Here is an 11,825-nt window from a genome sequence, read left to right as displayed (position 1 = left end):
CCGGCGTTAAGGGGCGAGTATGTCCCGATGAAGTAGTTTCCTTCATTTAAAGCCGAGGTTGGCACCAATTTAATCGTTCCCTTAATTGCGATGTCGCGCCGGCATCGTCATGGAGTGAATTGTCACTTATTTGTTGATAAAATCCGGGCTTTTCGGATGCGCTCTAACTACAATTCCTTGATCAGAATTTAACATTATCTGGTAAGGGGAGCTATTATTGCCCTCGCAGGAGTATGAAATGGCACGAGAGAAGGTCCTGCTTATCGAGGATGAGAAGGACATCCAGGAGCTTGTCCGTTACAACTTGACCCGGGATGGGTTCGAGGTTTCGACCGCTTTTTCCGCCGAGGAGGGTATCGAAACTGCCGCTACCTGGAAGCCTGACATGATCCTGCTGGACCTGATGCTGCCCGGAATGGACGGGCTTGAAGCTTGCCGGGTCCTTAAACACGGGGAACAGACATCCGCCATCCCGGTGATCATGGTAACAGCGAAAGGTGAGGAGTCCGATATCGTCCTGGGCCTTGAAATTGGTGCAGATGATTACATCGTCAAACCGTTCAGTCCGAAGGTGCTCGTGGCAAGGGTAAGAAGATCTCTCAGAAGGGCCCGTGAAGACACCGAGGGAGGCGAAGGGGCACCCATCGAGCAACAAGACATCTATATCCATCCTGGCAGACGGGAGGTCAGGGCGGGAGAAGAATCCATCTCCCTCACCTTCACAGAGTTCAATATCCTCCTTTTCCTTGCCCGGAGACCCGGATGGGTCTTCACCCGCACCCAGATCGTCGATGCCGTCAAGGGCGACGACTACCACGTAACCGACAGGGCCGTAGACGTGCACATCCTTGGCCTTCGAAAAAAACTGGGTGATCACGGAGATGTTATCGAGACCGTTCGTGGGGTGGGGTATCGGTTTAAAGAATAGTGCTATGGGCTATGTGCTATGGGCACCTCCGTCAGGAGCCATATTGACCCGCAACAGCCTTTTATCAAGACTTCTGCCTGTCTACCTCGTCACGGTAGTGCTCTCTCTCGCAGCCATGACCTGGATGGCGGCGAGGGACATGAACAGCTTCTACTACCGTCAGAAGGTGGACGACCTCACATCTATCGCCCGGATTGCTTCCAGCTCAGCCCAACAGTTTTTTGAGGTTGGAAATAACATTTCCGCTCCAACCTCCCCGCAGGACTGGTGTAAAGGGTTCGCCACCAGGTCCGGTACCAGGGTCACCATGATCGGCCAAAGCGGTGCTGTTCTGTGCGACTCGGAAAGGGATCCGGCCGGGATGGACGACCACTCCAGCAGGCCTGAGATAAGGCAGGCACTTGCTGAAGGAGATGGCTCTTCGGTTCGTTACAGCTACACCCTGGAGAAGAACCTGCTGTATGTCGCGGTCCCCCTTGAGGGTACCGGGGAAGGCTCCGTGGTGAGGGTAGCCGTGCCTGTTTCCAGCCTCACCGATGCCCTTCTCTCAGCCCGCTACCGTCTTTTTGCAGGGTCCGTGGCTGCTGGGCTTCTCATCGTCCTGGTCACCGTACTGCTGTCACGCAGGATCACCTCTCCCCTGAGGGAGATCCATGAAGGAGTGGACAGGTACGCCAGGGGAGAGTTCTCGGTTCCCATCCGGAGCACGGGTACGAAGGAGTTCGTGACCCTCGCCACCGAGATGAACCGGATGGCCCAGCAGCTCGATGACCGCATGCGGACTGTGATCAACCAGCGCAACGAACTGGAGGCCGTCCTGTCCAGCATGGTGGAGGGGGTCCTTGCCTTCGATACTGATGAGCGTCTGATAAGCCTCAACAGGGCAGCCGCCTTTCTGCTTGGTGTCAGGGAAGAAGATGTGGTCGACCGGCCTATCCAGGAGGTCCTCCGGAACTCGACCCTTCAGCGGTTCGTGTCCACTACCCTGGAAAGCGATTCACCTCTTGAAGAGGAGGCCGTTTTTTATAATGGTCAAAAAAGGTATATACAGGCCCACGGTACACCCCTGAACGATGCGGCGGGAAAACGCATGGGAGCCCTCGTTGTTCTAAACGACGTCACCAACATCCGCCACCTGGAGAACATCCGTAGAGAGTTCGTTGCCAACGCCTCCCACGAGATCCGGACTCCCATCACCTCCATCAAGGGGTTCGTCGAGACCCTTATGGACGGGGCTCTCGACGATCCCGAGGTAACCAGGCGGTTCCTGGGGATCATCGGGAAGCACTCAGACAGGCTCAACACTATCGTAGCAGATCTCCTGGACCTCTCCAGGGTTGAAACAGCATTGGAATCCGGCGAGATGAGCTTCGAGGAAAGCAGCATCCGGGAGGTCGTTGACAAAGCGGTGGAGGCCTGTCACGCGGGGATCGAGGAGAAAGATATCCGACTGAAGGTCAACTGTCCCCAGGAGCTCAGGGGAAATATCAACCCTCCCCTCCTCGTCATGGCCCTGATCAACCTTCTCGAAAATGCGGTCAAGTACAGCAAGGACGGGGGCAGGATCATTATCGTATGCAGTAAAACCGAAAGCACCCTCGAACTGAGCGTCCAGGACGAAGGATCTGGTATCGAGGCAAAACATCTGCCCCGTCTTTTCGAGCGATTTTACCGTGTGGACAAGGCAAGGAGCAGAGAGGTAGGCGGCACCGGGTTAGGTCTTGCCATCGTCAAGCATATCGTTCAGGCCCACAACGGTGAGGTCTCCGTGACCAGCACGCCCGGGAAGGGCAGCACGTTCACCATCTCCTTGCCGGCATGATGAAGCCCAGCCGGTGAGCCAGGATCTCATCGGTTGAAAACTCAGCTGTGCCTTTATGCACCCGTTCCAGTATTGCTCCCTCGGGACACAGCGACCAGGCATGGACATAGGACACAGACCCCTCTCCCTAATACCATCCCATCACAAGGTTCCTGATATCTCTCCTTTTCTTGCCTTCTTTTAACCTCCTCCTAACCCTTTCCTAACATTCAGGGTTCATAATCCCGACCGTAACCTGGAGAAACGAGGTTGAGCGTCCCGCATGGGACCGGCCTTAGCTTCCTGGAATTAACGGCTTATCAAACTGTAGAGAAAGGACGTTAAAATGAAAAAGACCACGATCATAGCTGTAATGGCGGCATTGATTTGCCTCACCTTCGCGGGCATCGGGGCGGCTGAGGTCAAGGTGGACAGCAAGCTTCCCTCCTACAAACCTGTCAAGGGAGTTTCCGGGTCCATCAACGGTGTTGGCTCCGACACCCTCAACAACCTCATGACTCTCTGGGCCGAAGGGTTCAAAAAGTTTTACCCCAACGTTTCTGTCGAGATAGAGGGTAAGGGTTCATCCACAGCGCCACCGGCCCTCATCGCCGGTACCTCCAACTTCGGGCCCATGAGCCGCAAGATGAAGGACAAGGAAGTGGATGAGTTCGTTGGCAAGTTCGGCTACAAGCCGGTGGCTCTTCCCACCTCCATCGATATGCTGGCCGTTTACGTGAACAAGGACAACCCGGTCGAGGGCATGTCCTTCCCACAGGTGGACGCCGTTTTCTCCAAGAGCCGCAAAATGGGATACAAGAAAGACATCTCCAACTGGGGCCAGGTAGGTGGTAAAGGCAAGTTCTCCAACCTGCCTGTTTCCATCTACGGCAGGAACTCCGCTTCGGGCACCTACGGCTACTTCAAGGAAAACGTCCTGGGTAAAGGCGACTACAAGGACTCCGTGAAGGAACAGCCCGGCTCCTCCGCGGTAGTCCAGGGTGTGGCCACAGACCTTGGAGGGATCGGTTACTCCGGCATCGGCTACAAGACAGCTGATGTAAAGGTAGTCCCCCTCGCGAAAAAAGAAGGGGGCAAGTTCATCCCGGCCGAGCCCCAGTACGCCTACAGCGGCGAGTATCCTCTGGCCAGGTTCCTTTATGTGTACGTCAACTTCAAACCGGGCAGCGACCTGGACCCTCTCCGCAAAGAGTTCGTCAAGTACATCTTCAGCAAGGAGGGCCAGGAAGTGGTGGTCAAGGATGGTTACCTTCCCGTTTCCGCAAAGATCGCCGATGAAGCTCTCAAGTCCGTGGGCATCAAGTAGAGACACCGGGTGTATTTTTATTAAACCACGAGCTTGTTGATAATATGGGCGGGGGCCTTACGGGCCTCCGCCCGCTTCCATTGCAAGGATCCTCTTATGTCAACTCCCGGAGCCTTTACAGGTCGAAAAAGAAAAAAGGAAACCCCCTGGTCTGTCAAGGCAGGGGATTTCCTTTCGAAATGGATCATCACCGTTGGAGGGATCGGGACCGTTATCGCAGTTTCCACCGTCTTTTTCCTTCTCCTCTGGGTTGTCTATCCTCTGCTCAAACCGGCTACCCTCGGGGCTCAGCACCCCCTGGAACTTCACGAAAAAATGTCGCGGGTCATCCACACCCAGGTGGACGAATACAGGACCATGGTCTGGCAGCTGTTTTCCGACGGCAACGTGAAGGCCTTCAGCCTTGCAGATGGCACCCTGATCGAACAACGGCAGCTGTTCCCCGGAAGGAAGATCACAGCATCCTCCTTTTCCCTCTCCACGCCGGATGCCATCGTCGGTTTTTCAGACGGTACCGTGTCCTTCGGCAAGATCAGCTTCGAAACCGGGTTCCTTGATATCGAGGACGCCAGTGAACAGGTGCGTGCACTTTCAGGAGCTGATATCGGCCGTATCGGCGACGCCACGGTCCAGAGGATCTCCCGGGACCAGTTTCGGACACAGAGGCTGGCTGTTTCCTTTGGCGAACCAATAAAGGGGGACACGGGAACAGCCGTTGTTCTCATCGATCAGAGCACCGACGGCTCGGACCGTGTCTACTCAGTGTTCCATGAGGACCGGACTTTCCAGCTTGTGCGGGTCGAAGAGAGGGAGAACATGCTCACGGGCGAGGTGTTCGTGGATACCGATTCCACCTCCCTGTCCTTCAGTGCCATTCCCAGGGATGGCAAACCTGTCTTCATCGCCCTTTCAGGACTTGGTGACACCGTTTCCATTGCGTGGCCGGACGGCACGCTGGCACGGTTCAACACCCGCGATTTCGAGAGGCCCTTTCTCCAGGAGGTCCTGGACCTGGTCCCGGAAGACGGAGAATCCCTGACAGTCCTGAAATATCTCCTGGGCAGGACCACGCTCCTCGCCGGGGACAGCACCGGGGTGGTGCGGGCCTGGTTCCCGGTGCGCATTCCCATGACGGGGACAGGTGAAGATGAACTGAAACTGGCTCAGGCCCATGAGTTCCCCGGGGCCAAAAGCCCGGTCACATCCATTGCATCCTCCGCCAGGATGCGGATGATCGGGATCGGTTACGAAGACGGTACCTCCAGGGTCGTTCACGTGACCAGCCACAAGGAGTTGGCCGACCTTCCCTCCCCTGGAGGTAACGGGCCTGTCCTCGACATGGTGTTCGCCCCTAAAGACGACACCCTGCTGGTGGCTCTTCCCGACAGGTTCCTTGTAAGGGAAATGACACCATACTACCCGGAAACCACCTTCCGCTCCCTGATTCTGCCAGTCTGGTACGAGGGCGCCAGCGGCCCGGAACATGTGTGGCAGTCCTCTGCGGCCACTGACGATTTCGAGCCGAAATACGGCCTGATGCCCCTCATCTTCGGAACACTGAAAGCCACCCTGTATTCCCTGTTTTTCGGTGTGCCCATCGCCCTGATGGCAGCCGTGTTCACCAGTGAATTTCTGACTCCCCGGGTCCGGAGCCGGGTCAAGCCCGCAGTAGAGCTCATGGCCAGCTTGCCCAGCGTCGTTCTCGGTTTCCTGGCCGCCCTTGTTTTCGCCCCCGTTGTGGAGGATCTGCTCACGGTATTTCTGGCCACTTTCGTGACCATGCCCCTGGCTTTTCTCCTGGGTGCCTACGTGTGGCAGCTCCTGCCCCACGGCTGGACGATCAGGATGCAAGGGTACCGTTTCTGGTTCCTTTTCCTCCCCGTCCCCCTTGGAGGGGGGCTTGCCATCCTGGCAGGACCCCTGTTGGAACAACTGTTCTTCGCAGGGAACATCATCGCCTGGCTGGACGGACAGCTGCCGGGGACCTGGGGAGCCTGGACCTTTCTCATGATCCCGGTTTCCGCTCTTGCCGCTGCCTGGATCTCTGCCATCAGGGTCAGCCCGTGGGTTAGGAACCTCACTGCCGGATGGTCGCGGAACCGGTGTGCCTGGATCGATCTATCCAGGTTCGCCTTCACTGGCCTGGCCATCCTGGCGGGAGCCGGAGCTGTGGGAGGACTGCTGAGCCTGCTCGGCCTCGATCCACGGGGCAGCGTGTTCGGGACCTACGTGCAGAGAAATTCCCTGGTCGTCGGGTTCGTCATGGGCTTTGCCATCATACCCATCATCTACACCATCAGCGAGGACGCCCTTTCGGCTGTCCCGGAACACCTTCGCTCAGCCTCCCTGGGGGCAGGCGCCACTCCATGGCAGACGGCCGTCAGGATCATCATCCCCACCGCCATGAGCGGGCTGTTCTCGGCCATCATGATCGGGTTGGGACGGGCCGTCGGTGAGACCATGATCGTGCTAATGGCGGCCGGGAACACGCCCATCATGGAGATGAACATCTTCAACGGTTTCAGGACGCTTTCGGCCAATATCGCCGTGGAGCTTCCGGAGGCCGTTGTGGGCAGCACCCATTACAGGACCCTTTTCCTGGCCGCCCTGGTCCTCTTCCTCATGACCTTTGTACTGAATACGGCAGCTGAGATCGTGAGACTCAGGTTCAGAAAGAGAGCAAGCGAACTATGAGCCACACAACACAAGAGAGCGGGGAAAAGGTGTCAAAGCCCCTTTCTTCCCACAGGAGGAGAAAGTCAAGAGCCTCCTTCTACGCCCAGGGGGAGCCCATGGTGTGGCTCACGGGCGGAGGGCTCGTCATCTCCATCCTCATGATCGTGGGCCTTTTATCCCTCGTCCTTTACCAGGGCATGAAAACGTTCTGGCCATCGCACATTAAGAGGGTTGTCACCACAGACGGCTCCGTTTTCATGGGCGAAGTCACCCGTATCGAAGATCCCTTTCGCAACCCGGACGACGTGGAAGGTAAGCAAACCGGGGGACGCAGGCTTTTCAGAACGGGCAACTTCGATATCACCGGCGAGCATTATCGCTGGATCGAGAACGACCAGGTAGCTGAAGAGGAACAGTCCGAGTGGGCCCTTGTGATCGAGCGTACTGAATGGGGGATCTTCTATGGTTTCCCGAAGGAGTTCCAGGTCGAAGGACAAACCGTTGCGACTGATCCCGGTGAGATATACGCAAAATTCCTTGAATTAACGGACGAAGTCAGCAAGCGCAGGGATCAACGTCGAAAGCTCGAAACAGTTGATCTGGGCAAGGTCAACCATCTCCTCGAAAAGGCCCGCCTTGCTGTGACCAGCGCTGAAATGGAAAACGGAAAAGGCTCTCCACAGTGGAAGGAGGCCGAGGCGCACTACGCTGAGTCAGAAGAGAAGGCCGCTGAAAAATTCAAGGCGATCCGTCAGCAGATCGATGCTCTCAACAGGTCCAATGGCCGGTTTGTCATGGTGATGGAAACAGCCCAGGGAGTGGAAAAAGGGATCCCCCTGACCGACGTCATCAGGGCCTTTCCCCCCAACCGGCTCAGCCTCCTAGGTAAAACCGGGGTCTACCTGTCCCGATGGGTGGAGTTCCTGGTAGATGAGCCCAGGGAAGCCAACAGCGAGGGTGGAGTGTACCCTGCTATTTTCGGGACCGTGATCATGACCCTGATCATGTCCCTTGCCGTTATGCCCTTCGGCGTCATGGCCGCCCTGTACCTGAGGGAATATGCCAGGGCAGGGACCATGATCAGCATCGTCCGCATTTCCATCAACAACCTGGCGGGGGTTCCAAGCATCGTCTTCGGTGTATTCGGGCTGGGTTTCTTCTGTTACATCATTGGCGCTTCGGTGGACCAGCTTCTGTTTGAGGAGCGCTTGCCTAACCCGACTTACGGGAAGGGAGGGGTCTTATGGGCAGCCCTTACCCTGGCCCTTCTGACCCTGCCGGTGGTCATCGTCGCCACTGAAGAGGCCCTGGCTGCAGTGCCTAACTCCATGAGGGAGGGATCGTACGCGTGCGGGGCGAGCAAGTGGCAGACAATAAAAAGGATTGTCTTGCCCAGGGCGCTGCCCGGCATCATGACCGGCATGATCCTGGCCATGGCCAGGGGAGCCGGTGAGGTGGCGCCCCTTATGCTCGTTGGAGCCGTCAAGCTGGCTCCCGAGCTTCCTGTCGATGGGATCTTTCCGTACATCCACCCGGAGCGAAGCTTCATGCACCTTGGTTTTCATATTTACGACCTGGGCTTCCAGAGCCAGAACAGCGAAGCGGCCAAACCGATGGTCTTTACAACCACCCTGCTCCTCATCGGCATCGTTTTCCTGCTGAACGTCGTTGCTGTAAATCTCAGGACAAGGTTGAGAAAAAGGTTTCAGTCGGCTGCGTTTTAGTTAATCAGCTGACAGGTAACAGGTAACAGGTAACAACAAAATACAACATGTGCACAAAAGGAAAAATAAGATGAGTGAACTGCAGAAAACGACAGGTGACCAGCTAGAGGGTGCAAGTGATGATATCAGCCGTCTGGAACTGATCGCACAGGGCCGAACCTTCCCCACTGACTTGCACAAGGGAGTCGACTGGAAAGAGCCCATTCTCGAGATCAGGGATTTTAATCTCCACTACGGTGAGAAGCAGGCCCTTTTCAACGTGAACATGAAGATCCCCAGGGGCCAGGTCACGGCCCTCATCGGCCCTTCGGGGTGCGGAAAATCAACTCTTCTGCGCTCGGTTAACAGGATCAACGACCTGCTTCCCACCGTCAGGATCAAAGGGGACATCAACCTGAACGGAGAGTCCATGTACGCTCCGGGCGTTGACGTCATCGAGCTGAGGAAACGGATGGGCATGGTGTTCCAGAAACCCAACCCCTTCCCCATGAGTATCTACGAGAACGTCGTTTATCCCCTTCGCATAGACGGGGAACGGGACAAGAACGTTCTGGACGAGGTTTGTGAGAACAGCCTGAAGGGGGCTGCCCTCTGGGAGGAAACCAGGGATCGCCTTCACGAGAGCGCCCTGGGCCTCTCAGGCGGACAGCAACAGAGGCTCTGCATCGCAAGGGCCATCGCCGCCGAGCCGGAGGTCCTTCTGATGGACGAACCGTGTAGCGCCCTGGACCCCATCGCAACCAACAAGATCGAGGACCTCATCGAACAGTTGAAGGGTGAATATTCCATCCTTATAGTTACCCACAACATGCAGCAGGCGGCCCGCACCAGCGACTTTACCGCCTTCATGTACCTGGGCCATCTGATAGAATACGGATCCACGGAAACTATCTTCGTTCGCCCCCACCTGCGTGATACCATGGACTATGTAACGGGCCGGTTCGGTTAAAGGAGATCGAAAAATGACACTTCAGCTACACAAAGAGATAGAGAAACTCAAAAAAATGCTCCTCTTCCTGATGACAGTGGTCGAGGAAAGCCTGAGCAAGGCGGTCATAGCCATGGAAAACAGGGACTCAGATCTTGCCCAGGAGGTCATTGAGGGAGACAGGCGTATTGATGAGATGGAAGTTGAGATCGCCGAGGAGGGGCTGAAGATCCTGGCCCTGCACCAGCCGGTGGCCGTGGACCTGCGGTTCATCGTTTCGGCCATCAGGACCAACAACGAGCTTGAGCGGATAGGAGACACTGCTGTCAACCTGGCTGAGCGGGCGGCATTCCTCTGCACCAGGCCGCCCCTTAACCTGCCCCTGGACTTTTCAGGGATGGCCGACAAGGCCCAGGAAATGGTCCGCCTGAGCCTGGACTCCTTCATCAACATGGACGTCGATCTTTCCAGGAAAGTCATCAGGATGGACGATGTGGTTGATGATATGAACAAGGAGATGTTCGACATGGTCTACGCGAAGATCAAGGAGATACCGGACCGCGCCGAATCTCTCATTCACACGCTGTCTGCTACCCGCCACCTGGAGCGCATCGCCGATCACGCCACCAACATCGCGGAAGATGTCATCTACATGGTCACCGGCGAGATCATCCGCCACCAGGCCGAGGATTTCAGCGAGAAGAGCTGAAGGCGCTGTTCCCGGAAAAAGCGTTAAAAGCACTATCATCGAGGAGGAAGGCGACGATTCCCGGCGAGGTAGTCGAAGGCCCTTTGCGCTCCGCCGCCCGCGCGCGGGCAGACGATGACCACGGGACCCGAACCTGATGCAATCTGGTCAAGAACGGTGTCCAGCCTGGTCTTTTCCATTTCGGACTTGACGGGGTAGGCGTAGGTAGCCAGCGCACCTTTTATGTGGTGCTGATCGAACTCCTCTTTAACCTGTATATCCACAACGGTCATGGGGGCGCTGGACTCCATCCTTGCTTTAAGGTCCGCAGGGGCCATGTAGTTGTAACCCACCTCCCCCCCCGGCAATGGCGGGAGCGGCAATAAGCGTCAAGGTGCCAAGCAGCACGGCGGCAAAGAGAACGAAAACGGTTCTGGTCATGGACAAGCCTCCTTCGGCAGTCAGGTTGGTGATCACAAATCAGCCCGGGGCAACATGGCTGAAGGGGATATTAATATATTGAAGAATACAATGGCAAACATTGTTTATGTCTATGGCTACGGCGCCTGTATCCCACTTCTGACAGTGAAATAACAGCTTCCACCTTCCACTTTCCACTTAATTGGAGACTTCCACAGTCTTTAAAACAGTAAAGACAGCAGCACCCCACCATTTCAGGTACTACCCTTAGTAACCCCACCCTTTACCGAGGGTTTCTATATCCCATCAGCCTTTGTCAAAACTTCGGGCGACCGTTAAAGCTTCGTCAAACAAGATGGGTGGCAAACTGAGGAGAGGCCTTCTGGAGGCCGCCCCACAGTAAATCAGATTTTGATCATGTCCCGGCTCCTGCATTTAAAAGGACCTTTCGAACCGGTCCTTATCCGCCTTTCACGCAAGGCACGTACCGGGCGGATCGTCCCGGGCACACAGGTAGCCACAGACTTTGCACCGCCAAACCGGGTATTCCAGCTCTTTCCCCGCGTCGCCGTGTCCCCGTGTCACCGTGTCTGACTTTTCCATTCTCCCTGACTTCTTCCCTCCTATTCCACCTTCTCCACCGGGTACTTCGCCCCCTTCCAGGCGAAGATTCCGCCGGGGAAGCGATAGACGTTCCCGTAGCCAAGTTTTTTCGCCCAAAGGGCGCCGTTGTGGCTGCGGGTGCATTTGACAAACCCGCAGTAGATGACGATGGTCCTGTCCTTGTCGTCCCCCAGAAGCTTCTCAAAATCCTCCGGGGACTTGCCGCCGGTCTCGTCGGTGTCCCACTCTTTCATTTCCGGCACGGGGAACAGGAACTGGACGGCTCCAGGCACGTGGGCTTTCTTGTAGCTGTCCTCGAAAGGCATGGTGTCCACGATGGTCATCTCCCTGCCCTCGTCGATCCATTTTTCAAGCTCTTCGGCGGTGACCACGTCGTAGCCGCCCAGGATGACCTCCCGTGTCAGCTTGACGGCCCCGGCCTCTTTCTCCACCTCGTCTACGAACCTGTTCCCGAACAGTGCCATGGAAGGCATGGCAAAGCCCAGCACCAGGAGTAGAACCATGGCCGATCCCAGCATTACTCTACGCGTACACATCCTTTGAACTCCTTTCTTCAGTCAACCTTGATAGGGTCGCAAAAAGTCCAGGCGGGACTTTTCCTGGCTCATTAATGTCCTGGGGAAAGGGAAAATCGTCGTTTTCCCTTTCCTTACAATGACTGCTGATAGATCACCAAAGTCTGTGCGAGACTTTGGCTCAACGGGAACCG

General features: G+C 56.3%; 9 protein-coding genes and 1 pseudogene. 7 read left to right on the top strand and 3 right to left on the bottom strand.

Going from position 1 to position 11,825, the window contains the following annotated elements; translation table 11 throughout:
- Window positions 1-238 precede the first annotated feature (238 nt).
- From P1S46_09090 to phoU, 7 genes are all read left to right on the top strand, one after another.
- A complete protein-coding gene (locus P1S46_09090) occupies window positions 239-928 on the top strand; it encodes a response regulator transcription factor (GenBank protein MDF1536640.1) in 690 nt (229 codons plus the stop codon).
- A 43-nt stretch (window positions 929-971) separates the two neighbouring features.
- Entirely contained in the window at window positions 972-2,750 is a 1,779-nt protein-coding gene (locus P1S46_09085) for an ATP-binding protein (protein ID MDF1536639.1), read from the top strand.
- Window positions 2,751-3,075: 325 nt separating this feature from the next.
- On the top strand, window positions 3,076-4,056 hold the full coding sequence (locus P1S46_09080; GenBank protein MDF1536638.1) for a phosphate ABC transporter substrate-binding protein: 981 nt from the start codon (window positions 3,076-3,078) through the stop codon (window positions 4,054-4,056).
- A 96-nt stretch (window positions 4,057-4,152) separates the two neighbouring features.
- Window positions 4,153-6,750, top strand: a complete 2,598-nt coding sequence (locus P1S46_09075) for an ABC transporter permease subunit (GenBank protein MDF1536637.1) — start codon at window positions 4,153-4,155, stop codon at window positions 6,748-6,750.
- Window positions 6,747-8,456 carry a phosphate ABC transporter permease PstA gene (pstA, locus tag P1S46_09070; protein MDF1536636.1) on the top strand — a complete coding sequence of 570 codons (1,710 nt, stop codon included), beginning with the start codon at window positions 6,747-6,749 and terminating at the stop codon, window positions 8,454-8,456. The genes P1S46_09075 and pstA overlap by 4 nt, the downstream gene beginning before the upstream one ends.
- A gap of 70 nt (window positions 8,457-8,526) precedes the next feature.
- On the top strand, window positions 8,527-9,405 hold the full coding sequence (gene pstB, locus P1S46_09065; protein MDF1536635.1) for a phosphate ABC transporter ATP-binding protein PstB: 879 nt from the start codon (window positions 8,527-8,529) through the stop codon (window positions 9,403-9,405).
- Window positions 9,406-9,418: 13 nt separating this feature from the next.
- On the top strand, window positions 9,419-10,093 hold the full coding sequence (gene phoU / locus P1S46_09060) for a phosphate signaling complex protein PhoU (GenBank protein ID MDF1536634.1): 675 nt from the start codon (window positions 9,419-9,421) through the stop codon (window positions 10,091-10,093).
- 35 nt (window positions 10,094-10,128) lie between these two features.
- On the opposite strand, the gene P1S46_09055 is transcribed toward phoU, so the two are convergent.
- The 3 genes and pseudogenes from P1S46_09055 to P1S46_09045 all read right to left on the bottom strand — a co-directional run bounded on the left by P1S46_09055 (window position 10,129) and on the right by P1S46_09045 (window position 11,619).
- Window positions 10,129-10,425 (bottom strand): rhodanese-like domain-containing protein, encoded by a 297-nt coding sequence (locus P1S46_09055; GenBank protein ID MDF1536633.1) that lies wholly within the window; start codon window positions 10,423-10,425, stop codon window positions 10,129-10,131.
- A 538-nt stretch (window positions 10,426-10,963) separates the two neighbouring features.
- Window positions 10,964-11,044: pseudogene (locus P1S46_09050) on the bottom strand (ferredoxin:glutaredoxin reductase).
- Window positions 11,045-11,115: 71 nt separating this feature from the next.
- Window positions 11,116-11,619: a rhodanese-like domain-containing protein gene (locus P1S46_09045; GenBank protein MDF1536632.1), complete on the bottom strand. Its 504-nt coding sequence runs from the start codon at window positions 11,617-11,619 to the stop codon at window positions 11,116-11,118.
- Between the last annotated feature and the right edge of the window lie 206 nt (window positions 11,620-11,825).

The sequence above is a fragment of the bacterium genome (genome assembly GCA_029210545.1).
GTDB lineage: Bacteria > BMS3Abin14 > BMS3Abin14 > BMS3Abin14 > BMS3Abin14 > JARGFV01.
Note: the sequence above shows the minus strand (reverse complement) of the source record. Positions and strands in the feature narration are given on the sequence as shown.

Excerpts from the sequence above, each read along its gene's own strand:
- P1S46_09075 (MDF1536637.1), top strand. The coding sequence starts at position 4,153 with ATGTCAACTCCCGGAGCCTTTACAGGTCGAAAAAGAAAAAAGGAAACC.
- pstB (MDF1536635.1), top strand. The coding sequence starts at position 8,527 with ATGAGTGAACTGCAGAAAACGACAGGTGACCAGCTAGAGGGTGCAAGT.
- P1S46_09090 (MDF1536640.1), top strand. The coding sequence starts at position 239 with ATGGCACGAGAGAAGGTCCTGCTTATCGAGGATGAGAAGGACATCCAG.
- P1S46_09080 (MDF1536638.1), top strand. The coding sequence starts at position 3,076 with ATGAAAAAGACCACGATCATAGCTGTAATGGCGGCATTGATTTGCCTC.
- P1S46_09045 (MDF1536632.1), bottom strand. The coding sequence starts at position 11,619 with ATGGTTCTACTCCTGGTGCTGGGCTTTGCCATGCCTTCCATGGCACTG.
- phoU (MDF1536634.1), top strand. The coding sequence starts at position 9,419 with ATGACACTTCAGCTACACAAAGAGATAGAGAAACTCAAAAAAATGCTC.
- pstA (MDF1536636.1), top strand. The coding sequence starts at position 6,747 with ATGAGCCACACAACACAAGAGAGCGGGGAAAAGGTGTCAAAGCCCCTT.